Annotated in this window: 19 protein-coding genes; 7 read left to right on the top strand and 12 right to left on the bottom strand. The window is 71.5% G+C overall.

Annotated features, from left to right (window positions below):
• Window positions 1-18 precede the first annotated feature (18 nt).
• Window positions 19-681 (top strand): TetR/AcrR family transcriptional regulator, encoded by a 663-nt coding sequence (locus tag DEIGR_RS06995; protein WP_058976320.1) that lies wholly within the window; start codon window positions 19-21, stop codon window positions 679-681.
• Between the two features lie 213 nt (window positions 682-894).
• On the opposite strand, the gene DEIGR_RS07000 is transcribed toward DEIGR_RS06995, so the two are convergent.
• Window positions 895-1,560, bottom strand: coding sequence for a hypothetical protein (locus DEIGR_RS07000; RefSeq protein ID WP_058976321.1), 666 nt, complete (start codon window positions 1,558-1,560; stop codon window positions 895-897).
• A 113-nt stretch (window positions 1,561-1,673) separates the two neighbouring features.
• On the opposite strand from DEIGR_RS07000, the gene proB reads away from it, so the two are divergent.
• From proB to DEIGR_RS07015, 3 genes are read left to right on the top strand one after another with little or no spacing between them, the layout of a single operon-like run.
• Complete coding sequence (gene proB / locus DEIGR_RS07005) at window positions 1,674-2,765, top strand: glutamate 5-kinase (RefSeq protein ID WP_058976322.1); 1,092 nt, start codon at window positions 1,674-1,676, stop codon at window positions 2,763-2,765.
• Window positions 2,766-2,806: 41 nt separating this feature from the next.
• Complete coding sequence (locus DEIGR_RS07010) at window positions 2,807-3,550, top strand: glucodextranase DOMON-like domain-containing protein (RefSeq protein ID WP_236704684.1); 744 nt, start codon at window positions 2,807-2,809, stop codon at window positions 3,548-3,550.
• Complete coding sequence (locus DEIGR_RS07015; protein WP_058978582.1) at window positions 3,547-4,443, top strand: DMT family transporter; 897 nt, start codon at window positions 3,547-3,549, stop codon at window positions 4,441-4,443. The genes DEIGR_RS07010 and DEIGR_RS07015 overlap by 4 nt, the downstream gene beginning before the upstream one ends.
• Here the strand turns inward: DEIGR_RS07015 and DEIGR_RS07020 are convergent, their stop codons facing one another.
• Complete coding sequence (locus DEIGR_RS07020) at window positions 4,444-5,712, bottom strand: DUF4127 family protein (protein WP_058976324.1); 1,269 nt, start codon at window positions 5,710-5,712, stop codon at window positions 4,444-4,446.
• Between the two features lie 254 nt (window positions 5,713-5,966).
• Here DEIGR_RS07020 and DEIGR_RS07025 point away from each other — a divergent pair, with 254 nt between their 5' ends.
• Together DEIGR_RS07025 and DEIGR_RS07030 are read left to right on the top strand one after the other, a co-directional pair.
• Window positions 5,967-7,127 (top strand): ABC transporter permease, encoded by a 1,161-nt coding sequence (locus DEIGR_RS07025; RefSeq protein WP_058976325.1) that lies wholly within the window; start codon window positions 5,967-5,969, stop codon window positions 7,125-7,127.
• 1 nt (window position 7,128) lies between these two features.
• Window positions 7,129-7,836, top strand: a complete 708-nt coding sequence (locus DEIGR_RS07030) for an ABC transporter ATP-binding protein (RefSeq protein WP_407638312.1) — start codon at window positions 7,129-7,131, stop codon at window positions 7,834-7,836.
• Between the two features lie 229 nt (window positions 7,837-8,065).
• Here the strand turns inward: DEIGR_RS07030 and DEIGR_RS07035 are convergent, their stop codons facing one another.
• Together DEIGR_RS07035 and DEIGR_RS07040 are read right to left on the bottom strand one after the other, a co-directional pair.
• Entirely contained in the window at window positions 8,066-8,482 is a 417-nt protein-coding gene (locus DEIGR_RS07035) for a hypothetical protein (RefSeq protein ID WP_058976326.1), read from the bottom strand.
• An 80-nt stretch (window positions 8,483-8,562) separates the two neighbouring features.
• Window positions 8,563-10,554, bottom strand: coding sequence for a hypothetical protein (locus DEIGR_RS07040; protein WP_169796849.1), 1,992 nt, complete (start codon window positions 10,552-10,554; stop codon window positions 8,563-8,565).
• A gap of 81 nt (window positions 10,555-10,635) precedes the next feature.
• Here DEIGR_RS07040 and alr point away from each other — a divergent pair, with 81 nt between their 5' ends.
• A complete protein-coding gene (gene alr / locus DEIGR_RS07045) occupies window positions 10,636-11,718 on the top strand; it encodes an alanine racemase (protein ID WP_058976327.1) in 1,083 nt (360 codons plus the stop codon).
• Between the two features lie 88 nt (window positions 11,719-11,806).
• On the opposite strand, the gene DEIGR_RS07050 is transcribed toward alr, so the two are convergent.
• The 8 genes from DEIGR_RS07050 to DEIGR_RS07085 form a co-directional block, all read right to left on the bottom strand.
• Window positions 11,807-12,925, bottom strand: coding sequence for a M50 family metallopeptidase (locus tag DEIGR_RS07050; RefSeq protein ID WP_058976328.1), 1,119 nt, complete (start codon window positions 12,923-12,925; stop codon window positions 11,807-11,809).
• Between the two features lie 133 nt (window positions 12,926-13,058).
• Window positions 13,059-14,249, bottom strand: coding sequence for a 1-deoxy-D-xylulose-5-phosphate reductoisomerase (gene dxr / locus DEIGR_RS07055; protein WP_058976329.1), 1,191 nt, complete (start codon window positions 14,247-14,249; stop codon window positions 13,059-13,061).
• Window positions 14,250-14,312: 63 nt separating this feature from the next.
• Entirely contained in the window at window positions 14,313-15,143 is an 831-nt protein-coding gene (locus DEIGR_RS07060; RefSeq protein WP_058976330.1) for a phosphatidate cytidylyltransferase, read from the bottom strand.
• A gap of 76 nt (window positions 15,144-15,219) precedes the next feature.
• The gene (gene frr, locus DEIGR_RS07065; protein WP_058976331.1) at window positions 15,220-15,771 is read right to left on the bottom strand and encodes a ribosome recycling factor; all 552 of its coding nucleotides are present in this window, start codon (window positions 15,769-15,771) and stop codon (window positions 15,220-15,222) included.
• Window positions 15,772-15,975: 204 nt separating this feature from the next.
• Entirely contained in the window at window positions 15,976-16,683 is a 708-nt protein-coding gene (gene pyrH / locus DEIGR_RS07070) for a UMP kinase (RefSeq protein WP_046842666.1), read from the bottom strand.
• A gap of 151 nt (window positions 16,684-16,834) precedes the next feature.
• Window positions 16,835-17,629 carry a translation elongation factor Ts gene (gene tsf, locus DEIGR_RS07075; RefSeq protein ID WP_058976332.1) on the bottom strand — a complete coding sequence of 265 codons (795 nt, stop codon included), beginning with the start codon at window positions 17,627-17,629 and terminating at the stop codon, window positions 16,835-16,837.
• Window positions 17,630-17,761: 132 nt separating this feature from the next.
• The gene (gene rpsB, locus DEIGR_RS07080) at window positions 17,762-18,505 is read right to left on the bottom strand and encodes a 30S ribosomal protein S2 (RefSeq protein ID WP_046842664.1); all 744 of its coding nucleotides are present in this window, start codon (window positions 18,503-18,505) and stop codon (window positions 17,762-17,764) included.
• Window positions 18,506-18,720: 215 nt separating this feature from the next.
• Window positions 18,721-19,515 (bottom strand): aminoglycoside phosphotransferase family protein, encoded by a 795-nt coding sequence (locus tag DEIGR_RS07085; protein WP_058976333.1) that lies wholly within the window; start codon window positions 19,513-19,515, stop codon window positions 18,721-18,723.
• Window positions 19,516-19,586 lie beyond the last annotated feature (71 nt).

Consider the following 19,586-nt stretch of genomic DNA (forward strand, 5'->3'; position numbering starts at 1 on the left):
AAGCTATGGTCTGGTCTGATGCCCTCCGAGAACACCCGCCCCGCCCGCGCACGCAGCGCCGAGGAAAAGAACCAACGCCGCGACGACATCCTGCGCGCCGCCGAGCGCCTGTGGACCACCACCACCTACGCCGAACTCAGCATGAACCAGGTCGCGCGCGAGGCCAAACTCGCCAAAGGCACCCTCTACCTGTACTTCGACACCAAGGAAGAACTGTTCCTGGCGCTCCTGACCGAACACCTCCAGGCCTGGATCGGCCGCACCAGCGACCTGCTGATCGAACGCCAGCCGCGCACCCCGCAGCAGGTCACGGACGTCCTGCTGGACTCCGCCGAGGCCCTGACGCCCCTGCGCCGCCTGCTCGTGCTGCTCGGCACGGTCCTCGAACGCAACGTCCGCCCCGAACTGGGCCTGGAATTCCGCCGTGAACTGGACGCCCAGCTGCGCCGCCTCGTGCAGCACATGCCCTACAGCCCCCCCGTCACGCTGCGTCTGCTGCGCCACCTGTACGCCCTGGCGATCGGCTGGCAGCAGTTCAAGGAGTCCCTGCCCGGCCTGGACGTCCAGACCGGCCAGCCCCGCGAGGAACTCCCGGGCGAGTACCGCGCCGAGTTCGAACTCGCCCTGCGCGGCGTCGTCGAGCAGCTGGCCGCGCAGGACGCCCGCGCGAACGCCGTCTGATACGAACTCCGATTGAATGGGCTGCAAAGACCATTCAATCCGAGCGGATGCGAGTGGGAGAAAATCGGGTTCCGGACGTGGAGTTCATAACCCGGTGCTGTTCCGGGTTGTGAACGAAACAAACGGAATCCGTCTGACCGCATCCCTCCTGCACCCCCGTGGCTGTGACGGCACGGGGGTGCCTGCCGTTCCGGGGGGCCGATGCCCGCGTGACTACCAGCGGAACTTCCCGGCGCCCGCCACCCACGTCATCCGCAGCGCGCGCAGCGTGGACGTGAGGTTCACGCCCGCCGCCTCGCACGCGCGCCGGGCCGCGTCCGGCACGACCGGGAGGATCGACAGGGTCGCGCCCTGCCGCGCCGGGACGTACTGCACGCCCAGCGGCACGCCACGCAGGCAGGCGGGGGCCGCGCCGGTCAGGAAGTCCGCGTCGCGGATCACCTGAATCACGTCCGCCTCGGGCACGGGCTTCAGGCCCCGCGCGTCCAGCCAGCCGAAGACCGTGCGCTGCTGGCACGCCCCGGCGCGGCACCACTCGCGGTTCAGGACCAGCAGCGCCCGGCTGCCCTGGGGGTACGTCGCGGCGCGCAGCGTGGTGAACACCGTTCCGCCCGCTCCGGCGCTGCTGCCCCGCCAGTCCAGGAAGCGGTTGGGCGCGTCCGTGACCTGCGCCGCGAACAGGTTCTGCGTGGCCGCCCAGTCCAGCGCCTCGCGCCGCGCCAGAGCCAGCAGGGACCCCTCGGCGGCCGGAGGCTGGAACGAGGTCAGGAACAGCTGCACGCCCCGCGCGGGACCCAGCGGGTCACCCACGGGGGCCGTCTGGGCGGACGCGGGGACCGTCAGGGTCAGCAGGGGAAGGAACAGAGCGGCGCGGAGCACCTGCCCAGTGTGCCGCATTCCACGCCGGGAGCACCCGCACCTCCCCGGTGGGGGAGCGCCCGGGCTGCACAGCCCGCCCCGACCGCGCGGCCCGCGCCCGTATCCTGGGTCGCGTGCGCGTCGTCCTGAAACTCGGTACCAGCGTCCTCACGGCAGGCACGGATCGCCTGCACCGCCCCCGCATGGTGGAATTGATCCGCACGCTGGCCGCCGCCCGCGAGGCCGGGCACGAGGTCGTCCTGGTCACCAGCGGCGCCGTGCTGGCCGGGTGGGAGGCGCTGGGCTTCCCGCCCCGCGACCGGACCCTGGCGGAAAAGCAGCTGCTGGCCGCCGTGGGGCAGGGCCGCCTGATGCACACCTACGCGCAGCTGGCCGACCTGTACGGCCTGCCGGTCGCGCAGGTGCTCCTGACTGCCGACGACTTCCGGGACCGCACGCGGTACCTGAACGCCCGCACCACCCTGGACACCTGCCTGGCGCGCGGCGTGATGCCGGTCATCAACGAGAACGACGCCGTCGCGCTGGAACAGCTGAAGGTCGGGGACAACGACACCCTGTCGGCGTTCGTGGCGAACCTCGTGGAGGCGGACCTGCTGGTCATCCTGACCGACGCGCCCGGCCTGTACACCGCCGACCCGCGCCGCGACCCGACCGCCACCCTGATCCCGGTCGTGGAGCGCGTCACGCCCGAGGTCTGGGCCCGCGCCGGGGGTGCCGGGTCGCACCGGGGCACCGGCGGGATGCACACCAAGATTCAGGCGGCCGAGATCGCCACCCGCGCCGGAACCCCGGTCGTGATCGCCCCCGGGGACGCCCGCGACGTCCTGACCCGCCTGCTGGACGGCGAGAGCGTCGGCACGCGCTTCCTGGCCGCCGGGTCACGCCTGGAGGCCCGCAAACGCTGGATTCTCGCGGAGATCGCCGCCGGGAGCGTCACCCTGGACGCCGGAGCGGCCCGCGCCGTCGCCGAACGCGGCGCGAGCCTGCTGCCCGCCGGGATCACCGGCGTGCAGGGCCGCTTCGGGCGCGGCCACACCATCCGCATCCTGGCGCCGGACGGCACGGAACTCGCGCGCGGCCTGACCCGCTACGCGTCGGCGGACCTGCTGAAACTCGCCGGGCAGCACTCCAGCGCCGCCGAGGGGCTGCTGGGCTACACCTACGGCCCGGAAGCCGTGCACCGCGACGACCTCGTGCGGCTGTAGGCCCGACCCGGTGCGGTATGGCCGCCTCTATACTGCCGGGCGTGCTGGCCCTGCTCGCCCCCCAGACCCGACTCACCGACCCCGCCGCGGACGCCCGTGGCGACGGCGGGTACGTGCTCCCCACCCGCCCCGCCTTCACCCAGGACATGCTGGACCTGCGCGCGCTGGACACCCGCGGCACCCCGCAGGGCATGCAGTTCACCGTCACGTACGGCCAGCTGGGCAATCCCTGGAACAGCCCCGCGGGCTTCAGCGCGGGCGTGACCGACATCTTCGTGAAGGGCGCGCTGGGCGGGCAGGCGACACTGGGCGACCTGGGCCTGCGCACCAGTGGTGGCGGCTGGCAGTACCACCTGCGCGTCTCGCCCGGCGGCAGCACCCTGACCGAGGTGGACGCCCAGGGCCAGGAACGACCCCTGGCCGCGCCGACCGTGCAGGTGTCCGGCACCAGCCTGACCGTGCAGACCGCGCTGCCCGACGGCCGCTACGGGTACTGGGTGACGAACAGCGTGTACTCCCCGCTGACCCCGGACGGCCTGCTGCGGCCCACGACCACGCCGAACCCCACGGCGTTGCAGGCGGGCCGCGCCGACGCGCCCGTCCCGGTGGACGTCCTGGCCGCGCCCGGCGACACGCAGGCCTTCACGCGCGGCACGCTCGCCCCGGTCGGCGAGACCCGCGACCTCGTGGGCATCGGGCTGCTCACGCTGGGCGGCGCGGGCCTGCTCGTCACGGTGATCGCCACCGTGTTCGTGTGGCGCCGCCTGAGCGCCCACCCGGCGTGACCCGCCCTGCCCTGCCCACCGCGCTGCCCGCCCCGCTGCTGATCCTGATCGCGGCCGTCCTGTGGGGCCTGCTGGGCATCCTGGGCAAGCAGGCGCAGGCCGCCGGGCTGGACCCGCTGGAGGTCGCCTTCTGGCGCGCCGCCCTGGCCGGGGGCCTGTACGCCGCGCACGCCGCCCTGAACCGCGCCCGCCTGCCGCGCGGCCGGGACCTGCTCGTCACCGCCGCGTTCGGCGTGGCGGGCGTCAGCATCTTCTACGGGTCGTACCAGCTGGCAGTCCGCGCGGGCGGCGCCAGCCTCGCCAGCGTGCTGCTGTACACCGCGCCCGCCTTCGTGGCCGTGATGGGCTGGGCATTCCTGCGCGAACGCCTGGGTAGACGGGAACTGCTCGCGGTGGCGGGCACGCTGGGCGGCATCGCCCTGATCAGCCTGGGCGGCGGGCAGGGCGTGACCGTCACGCCCGCCGCGCTCGCCTGGGGCCTGACCGCCGGATTCACGTACAGCCTGTACTACCTGTACGGTAAGGCGTTCTTCACCCGCTACGACCCGCCCGCCCTGCTGGCCGTGGCGCTGCCGGTCGGGGCCGCCGTGCTGCTGCCCGTTGTGACCTTCACTGAGAAGACCCCCGGCGCGTGGGGCAGCCTGGGGGCCATCGCCGTGTTCAGCACGTACCTCGCGTACCTCGCGTACTCCTGGGGGCTGAAGCGCCTGCCTGCCACGCGCGCCAGCGTGATCGCCAGCCTGGAACCCGTCGTGGCCGCCACCCTGGCCGCGCTGTTGTTCGGCGAGCGACTCTCGGCGCTGGCGTTGCTGGGCGCGGCCCTGGTGATCGGCGCGGCCCTGCTGCTCAGCGTCGGCCCCAGCGACACTGAACGGCACCCCCCAGCGGAATGATCAGGGCTGCCGGTCCAGCGTGAAGTCCCACTCGAACGACCGGCCCCACGGCAGGTCCGCGCTGCCCAGCGAGTATGAATCGCCCACGCGCAGCGGGAAGAACGCCCCGGCCAGTCGCATCAGGGTCGCCTGCGCCTGCGGGGTGTTCAGTTGCGCCTCCGGGATCAGGGTGCGCAGCTGGGCGCGGACCTCGCTGCTGTAGATCACGTCGTTCGCGAACTCGCGGGCCAGCAGCGCGTCCTGACGCACCGGGTCGGCGCCGCGCGCCAGTTTCGCGTGCGCCAGCGCCGTCCCGAGGTTGTTCCCCGGCGTGCCCCACGCCGCCAGCGCCTGCAGGTTCGCGTGCTGGCGCAGGGTGCGCAGGTCCGCCCAGAAGCGCGGATTCCCGAGGTTCACCTGCGCCACGTCCGCCACGGCGACTTTCCCGGCGCGCAGCAGCGTGCTGACCCGCAGCGCCGCGCGGCGCGGGTCGCCGCCGTTGAACACGAACAGCGTCAGGTCCGCCTTCCCGTCCACGACCTGAAAGCCGCTGCCCTGCGCGTGATTGGCGGCACTCTGCGTCAGGGGAATCCCCTCGTACTTCATGACCTGCTGCGCCGCGGCGGGATCGCTGTACTCCACCCGGACCGTCGCCGCCTCCGGGGCCAGGGCGCGGGCGGTCAGCATGGACAGCACCTCGTCCGCACCCGGGTACACGCGCACGTTCGCCGGGGCGTCCTGCGCCAGCGCGGCGCCCTCCTGCGGGGCGGGACTGCCGGGCAGCGCGTCGTCCCAGGTGACGTCCAGTTCCTTCAGGCGGCCCTCGCGCGCCCAGCCGATCACGGCGCGCACGACCTCCAGGTTGCGCGCGCGGTCGGTCGCGTCCGGTTCACGCGGCAGCGTGATGAATGCGTACACCGGCTGCCCCGTCCGCTCGGTCCAGGTGCGCAGCGGCTCCAGCCGCGCCAGGGCCTCCGGCGCCGTCAGGGGGCTCGTGCGGGACTGCACCAGCCCCCCGTACGCCAGGGCGTCCAGCGACACGACCAGCGGCCCCGTGCGCGGTTGCGCGGCCAGCCACGCGCCCAGCGCCGCCGGGTCGGCGCCGCGCGCCGCCGTGCCCAGCAGCGCCGCGTCCGGCACGCGCAGGGCGTCGCCACGCAGGCCGCCGATCAGGGCGGGCAGCACCCGCGTGGCGGGGCGGGAGTCCAGGGGCAGCAGCGTCTGCGCGTCCGCCGCGCCCAGCAGCGCGAGAGGCAGGCAGGCGGTCAGAAGGGAAGAGGTGCGGCGCATCGTGCCCCGACCCTAGCGGCCACCCGTGAGGACCCGCTGGGTGTTTCATCAGCAGCATTCAGGAGTAGTGAAGGGCCCCTTCACTACTCCTGAACGAGCGGAGCGAGCACCTGACAGCACCAGAGGTTGGAAGTGGAATTGAAGGGCGTGGTGTTGGCCCTTCAATGGAACTGGAAACCGCTGAGGGAGTCCGGCGCGGGCTCTGTACGCGGGCATGCCACCTGTCCCGGCCCCGCGCGGTTAGCCTGAACCTCATGAAAGCCAGTGACCTGTGGCGACTCGCGTGGCGCGGCCTGACCCGCCGCCGGGTGCGCACCTTCCTGACCGCGCTGGGCATCACGGTGGCGGTCGCCAGCATGGTGATCTTCCTGTCCCTGGGCGAGGGCATCCGCAAGGTGTTCACCAGCGAACTGGGCGGCATCGGCCCGGACATCCAGGTGAGCCTCACGCCGCTGTCGCAGGGCCTGGCGCTGCAGCCGAACCTCCCGCAGGACACCGTGGGGCAGCTCCAAGCGCTCGCGCCGGAACTGGGCCTCCAGACCGTCACGCCGGTCGTGATGGCCGTGCGGGGCGGCCTGGACCCCACCCAGAGCGTCGTGCTGTACGGTCTGCCTGCCAGCGGCGGGATCGGCGCGGTCTTCCCGAACACGGCGCTGGCCCAGGGCCGCCTGCTGCTCCCCGCCGACGAGCAGACCGGCGCGGCCGTCGTCGGCGCCAAGGCCGCGCAGAACCTGCGGCTGAGCCTGGGCAGCACCCTGAACCTCAACCGGCGCGCCAGCGTGAAGGTCGTGGGCGTGCTGGCCCCGCAGTCCGGGCTGGTGGACAACTTCATCTTCATGCCGCTGACGCCCCTGCAGCGCAGCGAGGGCGCCGAGGGCCGCGTGTCGCTGGTCGCCGTGAAACTGAACGACCCCCGGCAGGCCCGCGCGGTTGCCACGAGCATCAGTGACCGCCTGAACCTGGAGGCCGCCACGCAGTCGGACTTCCTGGGGTTCATCGAGCGGGCGCTGCGCATCAGCGACGCCGTGCGTTTCGGGATCTCCCTGATCGCGCTCATCGTGGGCGGACTGGCGGTCGCGAACACCGTCATGATGGGCGTCTTCGAACGCACCCGCGAGTTCGCCACGCTGCGCGCCATCGGGGCGCGGCCCGCGTTCGTGCGCGCCCTGGTCCTGACCGAGTCGCTGCTGCTGTCGCTGGTGGGCGGCGTGGGCGGCGTCCTGCTGGGCCTCGTGGGCATCGTGATCGTGAACCTGTACACCCAGCAGCTCGCGGGGATCGACGCGGCGGCCCTCACGCCCCGCCTGACCCTGCTCGCGCTGGGCATCAGCTTCCTGCTGGGTCTGCTCTCGGGCCTGCTGCCCGCCCGCAACGCCAGCCGCCTGAGCATCGTGGGCGCCCTCGGGAGGGTCTGACATGACCGCCATGACCACGCCGGCCAGCAGCACTGCCACCACGCCCACCCTGAGCGTCCACGACCTGTCGCGCGTGTACCCCAGCGGGGACGGGCAGGTGCAGGCCCTGGCGCCCTTCACGCACGCCTTCCCGCCCGGCCTGACCGCCGTCGTCGGCCCCTCGGGCAGCGGCAAGAGCACCCTGCTGAACCTCCTGGCGGGCTTCGACACGCCCACCACCGGCCACGTGCAGGTCGGCGACACCGACCTCACCGCCCTGAGTGAAACCAGCCGCGCCGACCTGCGGCTGCGCCACTACGGCTTCGTGTTCCAGAACCACAACCTCGTGAGCATCCTCAGCGCGCAGGAAAACGTCGAGTTCCCCCTGACCCTGGCGGGCCTGCCCCCGCGCGAGCGGCAGGAGCGCGCCCGTGAACTGCTCGCCCTGGTGGGCCTGGAGCGCCGCGCCGATCACCTGCCCAGCCAGCTGTCCGGCGGGGAGGCGCAGCGCGTCGCCATCGCCCGCGCGCTCGCCGGGAACCCGGGCGTGCTGCTGGCGGACGAACCCACCGGGAACCTCGACACCCGCACCGGCGAGCGCATCCTGGCGCTGCTGCGCGGCGCGGCCGACGCGGGCCGCACGGTCGTGCTGATCACCCACGACCGCGACATCGCCGCGCAGGCCGACCATCACCTCAGCGTGCGTGACGGGGTGGTCACGCCCGGCTGACCACACGGGATTCAAGAGACTCCACATCATTCGGAGTCGCCCGGTGGCCCCCTCACCCTTCCGTCGCTTCGCTCCTCCCTCCCTCTCTGCAGCGCAGCTCTCTGAGTCCCACAGGGGGAGAGGGGAAAACGGAACGTGTTCAAGTCGGAAGCAAGTCAATTTTATCCCGTATCACACAAGGAAGCGCGGCCCGGACGTGATGACCGGGCCGCGCACTTGTGCGGGCTGATCAGGGGGCGGTGCCCACGCGGGTCTCGCCGTCCCGCAGCCACAGGGGGCGGCCCTGCGCGTCCCGCAGGCGCACCACGATCTGCACCGTCTCGCCGGGCTGCACGCCCGCGCCGGACCGGCCGAACGCGCTGCCCTGCGCGCCCGCCGCGCGCAGCGGGGACTTCCACAGGTCCGTGCCGCTCACCACGAACACCCCGTCCAGCCGCAGCGCGGGCAGCGCGTCGCGGGAATTCAGGCGCACCTTCACCCCGAACCCACCGGCGCCGCTGGCCGACGCGGACTCCAGCGTCACGACCTGCCCGCCCACGTTCAGGGCCGTGGGCGCACTCAGCAGGTCCCCCACCGACGGCGGCACCGCCGGTGAGAACCCACAGGCCGCCAGCAGCAGCGGCAGGCACAGCGCGACACGCTTCATGAGAGGAGTGTACCTGAGAAGCCTGCGGGAAGGGTGAACACCCGACTCACGGGCCGTTCACCCCGCCGCGCTACGCGCACTTACCAGCTCAGATCCGGGGCCGTCACCACGCGGTCCGCCGGTTGATCCGTGAACAGCGTGTACGTCAGCGTGTACGTGCCGGGAATCACGCGCGTCAGCAGGATCGCGTCGCCGTCCAGACGCGGATTCAGGTTCGCGAGACTCGGCCCCTGCACCTGCAGCGGGCCGCGCACGGCAGGCTGCGCCCCCCCGCCGGGCAGCGGATCGATCAGCCGCACGTTCTCCAGCGTGCTGTCCACCGTGAACACCAGCGTCACCACGTACCCCTGCCCCTGCGCGGCGGCCTCCACGCTCTTGTTCAGGCTGGCGCGCGCGCCGCCCTGCACGTTCCGGGTCACGTTCGCGCCGCCCGGGTTACGCACCCGCGCCTGCCCGGTCGTGCGCAGGTCCACCGGGTCCAGCACCGCCTCGGCGGTGTCCGTGCGGCACACCCGCACCGGCACCTTCAGCCGCAGCGGCTGCCCCTGGCTGAAGTCCCCACTGACGTTCAGCGGGTAGTCGGTCGTCCAGCCGGTCGGCAGGTTCAGGCTGAGCTTCCCGGGCAGGCGGTACGGGAAGTCCGTGCGGGCCAGGGCGGTCAGCTGCGTCACGTCGCAGACGTTCAGGATGTCCGGCGAGGTCACGAGCGCCACGTCCGTCAGCACGCGGTACTCGATGGTCACGCGCTCGGTGCCGCTGTCCGTCACGCGGCCCGCCGGGGGCGGCGTGACCGAACTGCCCGGCAGGCTGGTCGGCGTGACCGGGTAGTCGCCCGGCGCGAGCGGCACCGTCACGGGCGCGCTCAGCGTCTGCCCGCCCACCTGGAACGGCACGCCCGTCAGCGGGATGCGCTGCCCGGCGTACAGCGCCACGGCCTCCACCTGGAGTTGCCCCTGCGGCGGGCGCGCCACGAAGCGGATCTTCGTGAAGCCCGGCTGGTAGCGGACCTCGGTGGGCGAGACGATGTTGCCCGTGCCCTGGATCAGGGTGCCGCTGACCGGCACGTACCCGCCGGGCAGCACCGGCCGCACCACCGCGTCCCCGACCAGCGCGTACGACGCGCCGGGAATGGGGCGGCCCTGCGGGTCCACGACGTCCACCAGCAGTTGATTGGCGATCTTCGCGCCGCCCGGCACCACGAACCCGCCCACGCTGCCCGTGATGGGCTGGTCGTTCAGGCGGAACGAGAAGCGGATCGCGTTGCTGTACTGCTTCGTGGTCTTCAGGACCCGGATGTACAGCTGCCACTCGCCCACCAGTTCGGGCGTGATGCGGAACGCGTCGGTGGCGGTGCGGCCGTTCTCGCTGGGCGTGAGGTTCACGCGCGTCCCGCCGGGCTGCACCGCCCAGATCTCGGCCTCCTGCGCGCCGTCCACGTCGTAGTTCAGCAGGCCAAGGGTCCTGCCCACCCAGTCGGCGGTGACGTTCACCCGCGCGGCCAGCAGCGCCTCCGAATCGGTCGAGCGGGCGTTCACGCTGAAATCGCTCGTCTCCAGCCGGAAGGGGTCGGCCACGCGCAGCGCGAACGAGTTCTTCCCGTTGCCCCGGCTGGTCACCTTCAGGGTGTACGTCCCGGCGCCCAGGCCGCCGCTGAACAGGCTGTCCCAGGTGTGCTCGCGGTTCAGGCTGAACCGCCGCTCCAGCACCGTCCCGCCCGGGCCGGTCAGGGTGAAGGTCGTCTCGAACGGCTCGTTCTTCGCGTACAGCTCATCCCCGAAGTACCCCTCCGCGCGGCGGCCATCCACGTAATCCGCGAGGTTGAACGTCGGCGAGAACACCTCCAGGCCCAGGGGCTTCCCGGCGTCCTGCGCGGACACGCGGATCACGTACGTCTCCTGCGCCTGAGGCCACTTGTCCCCCACGGACACGAGCGGCAGGGTCCCGCCGGTCTGCGCGGCGGCGGGCGCGGCGAGCAGCAGCAGGCCGCCCAGCACCGCCAGTCGGACCGAGCGGGAACGGGAGGACTTCGGGGCGAGGGGCGTCAGGGAACCGGCAGTCAGGAAGCTGGGCATCGTTGGGAAAAATCATACAGGCCCGCCCCGGCTGGACACCCTACCCCCACCGGGCCGCACCTGGGGGTAGCATCCGCGGTGATGACGCTCGCCGCCCGCGCCCACGCCCACCTCAGCGAGGCTGCCCTGCACGGCAACCTGACCCACCTGTCCCGCCGCGCCGCCACGCCGCTGCTGCTGCCCGTCAAGGCCAACGCGTACGGGCACGGCCTGCGCGAGATCGTCACCCTGGCCGCCCGCCACCCGGACGTGTGGGGGTTCGCGGTCGCCACGCCCCGCGAGGCCGCGCAGGTCGCCGCGCTGCACACCGGGCGACCCACGCTGCTCCTCACCCCACCCACCCCAGCCGAGGTGCCCGTCCTGGCCGACCTGGGCGTCCGCCTGCCCGTCGCCTCCCTGGCCGAAGCCGACGCTCTGCCCGCCCACGCCCGCGCGCACCTGAAGGTGGACACCGGCATGAACCGCCTGGGCGCCCGCCCCGAGGAGGCCATCCGGGTCGGCGCCCGCCTCGCCGAACGCGGCCTGCTGGAAGGCGCGTACACGCACTTCGCCACCGCCGACGAACCCGACCTGAGCTTCGCCTATGACCAGCTGCGCCGCTTCCGGACCGTGCTGGACGCCCTGCCCGCCACGTCGCAGCCCCTGCTGGCCCACGCGGCCAACGGTGGCGGCATCCTGTCCTTCGGGGCGCTGCCCGGCATGCGCCTCGCCCGGCCCGGCCTGACCAGCTACGGCTTCGCGCCACCGCACCTGCGCGCCGCGCTCCCCCTGCGGCCGGTCATGACCCTCACCGCGCAGGTCACGCACCTGCACACCGCCCACGCCGGAGAGACCGTCAGCTACGGCGGCCTGTGGCGTGCCCCACACGACACCCGGGTCGCCACGGTCGGCATCGGCTACGCCGACGGGTACCCCAGGGGCGCCACCGGCCGCGCCCACGTCCTCATCGCGGGTCAGCGTCGCCCCGTCCTGGGCCGCATCTGCATGGATCAGCTCATGGTGGACGCCACCGGCCTGGACGTTCAGCTGGGCGACCCCGTCACCCTCTGGACCGACCACGACCTGACCGTCACCGACGTCGCCGCGTGGGGCGACACCATCGAATACGAGGTGCTGACCGGACTGGGCGAACGGGTGGACAGGGTTGTGGGGAGTGGGGAGTAGGGAGTGTGAACAGCAGGGAGAGTGGGGCGCCGGATGAGTCCAGGCGCCCCACTCTTTTCCACTTCCCACCACCCACTCCCCACTTCCCTCAGAAGAAGCGACTGACGTCCCGCACGACCACGAACGCCATGAGGAGCATCACGAACGCGAAGCCCGCGAAGTTGATCGCCTGTTCCTGCTGGAAGGTCAGGGGGCGGCCGCGCAGTGCGCCCACGAACGCCAGCACGATGCGACCGCCGTCCAGGCCGGGGATGGGGATCAGGTTGAAGAACGCCAGGGAGAGGTTCAGCAGGATGGCGACCTGCACCAGGGCCCAGGGGCTGACGGCGGCGGCGCGGGAGACGATCTCGGCGGTGCCGATGGGGCCGCTGACGTTCTCGTCCCGCGTGAAGTTCAGGGTGAAGAAGCGCTGGAACAGCCCGGCGAAGGATTGGATGACCTGCGGGACGGCCTCACCGGTCACCTGCCACGCGCGGATGAACGCCGCGCCGACACTGACGGGCTGCACGTCCGGCGCGTAGCGGATGCCGAGCAGTTGCCGCTCGCCGTTCAGGGTGGGCGTCCAGTCGAACAGGACGTCGCGGGGCTGCCCGTCGCGCACCACCGTGAAGGTGTGCGGCCCGTCCTTCGTCAGGACGTCACGCACCCCCTCCCACCCGGCCACCGTGCGGCCACCGACCGTCGCCGTCTCCGGGATGTCCTGCCCGTCGATGGCGGTGATGACGTCCCCCACGCGCAGGTCCAGCGTCTGCGCGCGGCTGCCCGGCACGACCTCCTCGATACGGGCGCGGTCCGGCACGGCCACGCCCTGCGAACTGAACGACACGGTCATCAGGCCGATCGCCAGCAGCAGGTTCGTCAGCGGCCCGGCCAGCAGGATCGCCACCTTGCCCCACACCGGCAGCGCCGCGAAGCCGCGCGTGGGCTGGCGGTAGCCGCCCTGCCCGTCCTCCTCGGGGGCCATGCCGTCGATCTCCACGTACCCGCCGATGGGCAGCAGGCTCAGGCGCCACTCGGTGCCGCGCCACTGCCGCCGCAACAGCACCGGGCCCATGCCGACGCTGAACGAGTGCACGGCCACGCCCTGCCGCCGCGCCAGCGCGTAGTGCGCCAGCTCGTGCAGGAACGTCGCCACGCCGATGATCAGCACCGTCCACAGCAGGCCCAGCGGGGTCAGGGCCGCCGCGATGCCCTGCACGACGTTCACAGCGCCTCCGATGGGACGGCGGGGTTCAGCCGTGCCAACCGAGCGGATGCGAGTGGGATCAGGACGGGGACCGGACGTGGAGTTCGTCCTTCGGCGACCTCCCGGAGGGCGAACGCAACAGACGGTGCCCGTCTCATGCCCTTCCCCCGTTCGCTGCGAGTTCCTGTGCGCGGGTGCGGGCCCAGGCGTCCACCTCGGCCAGCGTGTCCCAGGTCAGGGTCCCGGCGGGTGTGTCGTCCAGCACCCGTTCCAGCACCCTGGGGATGTCCGTGAAGCCGATCTGCCCGGCTAGGAACGCGTCCACCGCCACCTCGTCGGCGGCGTTCAGCGCGACCGGCAGCAGCCCCCCGGCCTCCCCGGCGCGGTACGCGAGGCCCAGGCACGGGAAGCGGTCCAGGTCCGGCTCGCGGAACTCCCAGGTGCCGCGCATCGGCCAGCCCAGATGCGTGCCGACCTCGCGCCCGCGCCGCGCGCCGCGCACGTCCCCGGGGCGCGTCATGCCGGTCGGCGCGGCGTCCACGGCGTACGCGATGGGCAGGCGCATGTCGGTCGGCCCGAACTGCGCCTTCAGGCTCCCGTCGCGGAAACGCACCGCCGCGTGGATCAGGCTCTGCGGGTGCACCACCACGCCCACCTGCGACAGCGGCAGGCCGTACAGGCTGGCGCACTCCATGACCTCCAGCCCCTTGTTCATCAGCGTGGCGCTGTCGATCGTGACCTTCGGGCCCATGCTCCACGACGGGTGCCGCAGCGCCTGCTCGGGCGTCACGCCGCTCAGGTCGGCGGGGCCCTCGCGGAACGGCCCGCCGGACGCCGTGAGGATCACCTCGGCCACGTCCACCATGTCCTCGCCCGTCAGGCACTGGAACACTCCGGTGTGCTCGGAATCGATGGGCACCACGCGCCCGCCGCCCACGGCTGCGGCCTCCCACATCAGGTGCGCCGCCGTGACCATCGCCTCCTTGGTCGCCAGCGCCACCGCCTGCCCGGCCTCCAGCGCCGCGCGGGTGGGCGCCAGCCCGATCAGGCCGCTCATGGCGTTCACGACCACCCCCGTCGGCAGGCTCGCCACCTCGACCGGGTCGGCGATCACTCGCACGCCCGGCAGCGCCTCCCGCGCCTGCGCCAGCACGCCCGCGTCCACGCTGACCAGTTCGGGCCGGAACTCCCGCACCTGCGCGGCCAGCAACTCCACGTTGCGCCCGGCGGCCAGCGCCGTCACCCGCCAGCCGCGCCCCCGCGCCACGTCCAGCGTCTGCGTGCCGATGCTGCCCGTACTGCCCAGCACCGCGATCCCGCGCCCTGCACCCTCGGAAAGACTCATCCCCCGCATGCTAGACGACGCGGGGGACGGAAGCGGCGGGACCGCGCACGATTGGCGCTGCCCTCAGCGGGTGAAGACGCTGATGTTCAGGAACAGGTACGTGGCGGGCACCGCGAACAGCAGGCTGTCCACCCGGTCGAGGAACCCCCCGTGCCCCGGCAGGCTGCTGCCACTGTCCTTGGTCTTCAGCGCCCGCTTGAGCAGACTCTCGGACAGGTCGCCCAGCTGACTGGCGCTGGCGACCAGGATCGAGTACAGCAGCGCCTCGAACGGCGTCCACACGTGCGTGAAGGTCGTCAGGGCCAGCACCACCAGGAAGCTGAACGCCAGGCCGCCCACGGCCCCCTCGACGGTCTTGCCGGGACTGACCTCCGGGGCCAGTTTGCGCCGCCCGAAGAAGTACCCCACGAAGTACCCGCCGATGTCCGCCGCGAACGTCGCCATCAGCGGCAGCGCGAAGTACAGCAGGCCGTCCCCGGCGTCCGGGCTGTAGCGCAGCATCAGGAAGTACCCCAGCAGCCACGGGATGTACAGCAGCCCGAACATCGAGTACACGATGCGCTCCAGGGGCCGCTCGCCGGGCCGGATGACCTCCACGACCAGCATGTAGCCCAGCGCGACCGTCAGGACCGCCTCGCGCCACGACCCGCCGGGCCACGGCGCGTGCGGCCACAGCGGCAGGCTGGCGATCATGATCGCGACCGTGAACACGCCCAGGCTCACGCGGCGCACGTCGATGTCGTTGCGGTCCAGCATGCGGATGTACTCGAACAGGCACATCAGGGCCACGACGATCAGCGCGGGCAGCAGCGCCACCCAGCCGATCCACACGATCACGCTCAGGAGCGCGAAGCCCACCACGCTCGTCAGGACGCGGCTGCTCAGCGACTCCACGCGGCCCCCAGTGGACGACCCATAGGAAAGTGCCGCCGGGGAGACCGGCGGTCACGGGCAGGGGAGGCGGGGGGCCTCACCCGAGGATTTCCTGCTCCTTCTTCTGGAAGGTCTGATCCACGCGCGCGATGAACTCGTCGGTGATCTTCTGCACGTCGGCCTCGCCGCGCTTGATCTCGTCGTCGCCGATGCCCTCGACCTTCTTCACCTCGTCCAGCGCGTGCTTGCGGATGTTGCGCACGGCGATGCGGGCGTCCTCCGAGTAGCTCTTGGCGTTCTTCACGAGGTCCTTGCGCCGCTCCTCGGTCAGCATGGGCAGGCTGATGAAGATCGTGTCGCCCTTGTTGTTCGGGTTCAGGCCCAGGTCGCTGTCGCGGATGGCCTTCTCGATCGGGTTCAGCGCGCCGCGGTCCCAGGGGGTGATGACCAGCGTGCGGGCGTCGGGCGTGGTGATGCTCGCCACCTGATCGATCGGCATGGTGCTGCCGTAGTAGTCCACGACGATCTTCTTCAGGATGCCGGGGTTGGCGCGGCCCGTGCGCAGCACCGAGAGGTTATTTTCCAGCGATTCGATGGCCTTGCCCATCTTCTCGCGGGTGTCGGCCTGGATGGTTTTCATGTCAGCCATGGGTGAGTCTCCTTGCAGGAAAGTGTCGCCAGTCTAAGCGATCAGGACGTCGGTCCGCTGTCAGGGGTCGTACGGATTCCGTCTGTTCCTCTGGCCACCCGGAACTGCACCGGGTGGCCACCTCCACGTCCGGAACCCGTTTTGCTTCTGCTCGCATCCGCTCGGATGGAACCGCTGACATCAGCCGGTCCACCGAAGCTAGTCTCAGCTCTGGATGAGCGTGCCCACCCGCTCGCCCCGGAACAGGCGCGGCAGGTTGCCCTCCTGGAACAGGTCGAACACCACGATCGGCAGGCCCTTGTCCATGCACAGCGTCAGCGCGGTGGCGTCCATGACCTCCAGGCGCTGCTCGACGACCTGGAGGTGCGTGGCCTGCGCGATGAACTTGGCGTCCGGGTTCTTGCGGGGGTCGCTGTCGTACACGCCGTCCACCTTGTTCTTCGCCATCAGCACGACGTCCGCCCCGACTTCCAGGGCGCGCAGGGTGCTCGTCGTGTCGGTCGTGAAGAACGGCGCGCCGTTCCCCCCGCCGAAGATCACGACGCGGCCCTTTTCCAGGTGACGGATCGCGCGGCGGCGGATGTACGGCTCGGCCACGGCCGCCATCTGGATGGCGCTCATGACGCGGGTGGGCCGCCCGGCGCTCTCCATGGCGTCCTGCAGGGCCATGGCGTTCATCACGGTGCCCAGCATGCCGATGTAGTCGGCGGTGGCGGGGTCCATGCCCTGCCCGTTGCGCGCCCCGCGCCACAGGTTCCCGCCGCCGATCACGATCGACAGTTCGATGTCGGTGCCGTCCAGCGCGTCCGTGATGCGCCGGGCCAGCGCGGCCGTCGTCTCGGGGCTGATCCCGAAGCCCGACTCGCCAGCCAGGAACTCACCAGATAATTTCAACAGGACACGCTTGAACATGCTTCACCTCTACGAATGGGGGGGGCGGGAAGGGGCAGGAGAAACCGGCAACCGCGCGGGGCGGCTGCCGGGTGCCCCTGACGGGTACGGCCAGCTGTGACGCGGGGGCCGCCGCGCGAAGGCCCCCGCAGCGGGGGGCCTGTGAAGGGCTTTAAGCGCCGATCTCGAAGCGGACGAAGCGCTTGACGGTCGCGCCGCCCAGGTACTTGGCGACGGTCAGGCTGTTGTCCTTCACGAACGCCTGCTCGGGCAGGACCTTCTCGGAGTAGAACTTGCCGATCTGGCCCTCGACGATCTTCTCGACGATCTGCTGGGGCTTGCCTTCGTTCAGCGCCTTGTTCGTGAGGATCTCGCGCTCCTTTTCGATATCGCTGGAGTCCACCTCGTCACGGCTGAGGAACTGGGGGCGCTCGGCGGCGACGTGCAGGGCCACGTCCTTGGCCTGGGCTTCGCTGCCGCCCTCGACGTCCACGAGCACGCCGATCTTGCCGTTGCTGTGCACGTAGCCGGCGACGGTGCTGCCCTCGAGGTACGCGACCTTGTTCAGGACGATGTTCTCACCGATCTTGCCGGCGGTCGCGGCGACCAGGTCGGCGACGGTCTCGCCGTCCACGGTGTACGCCTTGAAGGTGTCGAGGTCGCTGGTCTTGGCGGCCAGCGCGGCCTGCGCGAGCTTCTCGACGACAGCCTGGAAGTCGCTGTTGCGGGCGACGAAGTCGGTCTCGCTGTTCACTTCGACGATGGCGGCGCGGGTGCCGTCCACGGCGAAGCGCACGATGCCTTCCTTGGCTTCACGGTCGCCCTTCTTGACGGCCTTGGCGATGCCGCGCTCGCGCAGCAGGGCGATGGCCTTCTCTTCGTTGTTGTCGGCGTCGGCGAGGGCCTTCTTGACGTCCATCATGCCCGCGCCGGTCAGTTCGCGGAGTTTCTTGATCGATTCCAGCATGGTGTTGCCTCCTGTGGGCGTGAAGCCCGCATCTCGGGCTTCGGAGTCGGGTTCGGAGCTGCGCTGCGCGGGAAAAGGGGGGCGCGCCCTTGATCGGCCTGCGCCGGGACGCGTCCCCCCTGGGTCCCGTGCTTAGGCTTCGGCCTGTTCGGTGGCTTCGGTCTGCTCGGCTTCGGCCGCGCCGACGTCCTCGCCGCCGCCGCGCGCCTCGACCAGCAGGTCGCCGATGCGGTGGGTAATCAGCTGGATGCTGCGGATCGCGTCGTCGTTGCCGGGCACGATGTAGTCGATGACATCGGGGTCACTGTCGGTGTCGGCCAGGGCGATGACGGGAATCCCGAGCTTGTTCGCTTCCTGCACGGCGATGACTTCCTTGGTGGGGTCCACCACGAAGATCGCGTCGGGCAGGCGGGTCATCTTGCGGATGCCACCCACGAAGCGCTGGAGGCGCTCGCGCTCGGCGGCCAGCTTGATGCGCTCGGCCTTGGTGCGGTCGTTGACGCGCTCGGACTCGAACAGGTCGTCGAGTTCGTTCAGGCGGTCAATGCGGGTGCGCATGGTCTTGAAGTTCGTGAGCATGCCGCCCAGCCAGCGGCTGGTGACGAAGGGCATGCCGGTGCGGCGCGCCTCGAGCTCCACGATCTCCTGGGCCTGCTTCTTCGTCCCGACGAACAGGATGACGCCGCCGCGCTCGGAGAGTTCCTTGATGAAGTCGAAGCTGCGGTCGACCTGCTTGAGGGTCTTCTGCAGGTCGATGATGAAGATGCCGTTGCGCTCGGCGAAGATGAAGCGCTTGAAACGGGGGTTCCAGCGCTTGGTTTCGTGACCGAAGTGAACTCCGGCTTCCAGCAGCTGCTTCATGCTGATGTACGACATGGTGACTCCTGAGCGTTGTGTTCGGGAAAAGTTTGCCGTCCTCGTGCCAGCCCCGCGTCAGGTTTCCCTTCCGCATGTGGTGGGGCCAGGCCGCAGCGCGACGCTCGAGCGCGCAGGGCAGGATCACGGGGGCACCCAAACGAACATTATACGCGATCGGAGGCCCGCACGGGAAGGGGAGAGCAGCAGACGGGCCACCCGGACTGAAGGACGGCTCAGAGGAGGCTGTGGGCCAGCGCCGAGATCGCCAGCGACTGCCGCGCCTGTTCCTCCTGGCCGTCCTCCAGATGCCACGCCGCCGAGAGACCCGCGTACGCCCCCACCCACGCCAGCAGCCGCGCGCGGTCCAGCCCCGCCTCCCGCGCGATCAGGGCAGACTGGCGTTCGAGCCGCCCCGGCCCCAGCGCGTGGTCCGGCGCCGGGTTGCACAGCATGTTCGCGAAATCGAAGGTCCGCTCCCCGATCAGCCCCTTCGGGTCGATGACCAGCCAGCCCCGCTCCGGGCTGCGCAGGACGTTCCCGTGATGCAGGTCCCCGTGCAGCGGACGCACGTCCCGCTGGTCCGCCAGCAGGCGCCGCGCGGTGGCCCAGGCCCGCGCGAAGCCCTCCCCATGTCCCTGTGCGGCCTCCAGCGACCCGAACCAGCGAGGGAGACCCGGCAACTCCGGCCAGGGAGTCACACGCGCCACATGCACGCCCGCCGCTGCGCCGCACAGCACCCGCGTCGCCGCGTCATCCTGCCCGGCCAGCGCCCAGTCCGCCAGAGACGGCATCGGCTCCAGGCGTTCCAGCAGCAGCGCCGCCCCCTCACGTCGGAACATACGGGCCGCGCCCAGCCCGTCCAGCCACACCATCAGGTCGTGGCCCCGCACCTCCTCCGCGCTGCGGGCCACCTTCAGCATCGCCGCCCGTCCCTGCCAGCGCACGGGCATCAGGTCGCTGCCCGGCGTGCGGATCGCCGCGCCGTCCGGCATCAGCCCCCAGCGGCTCAGGTAGGCAGCCACACTCATACCGGTCAGTCTGCCCCGGAACGGGGGTGCATCCAAAGAGGGACGCGCCGCACGGCGTGACAGGGCTTACA

Origin of the sequence: Deinococcus grandis (assembly GCF_001485435.1) — a bacterium.
Taxonomy (GTDB): Bacteria; Deinococcota; Deinococci; order Deinococcales; family Deinococcaceae; genus Deinococcus; species Deinococcus grandis.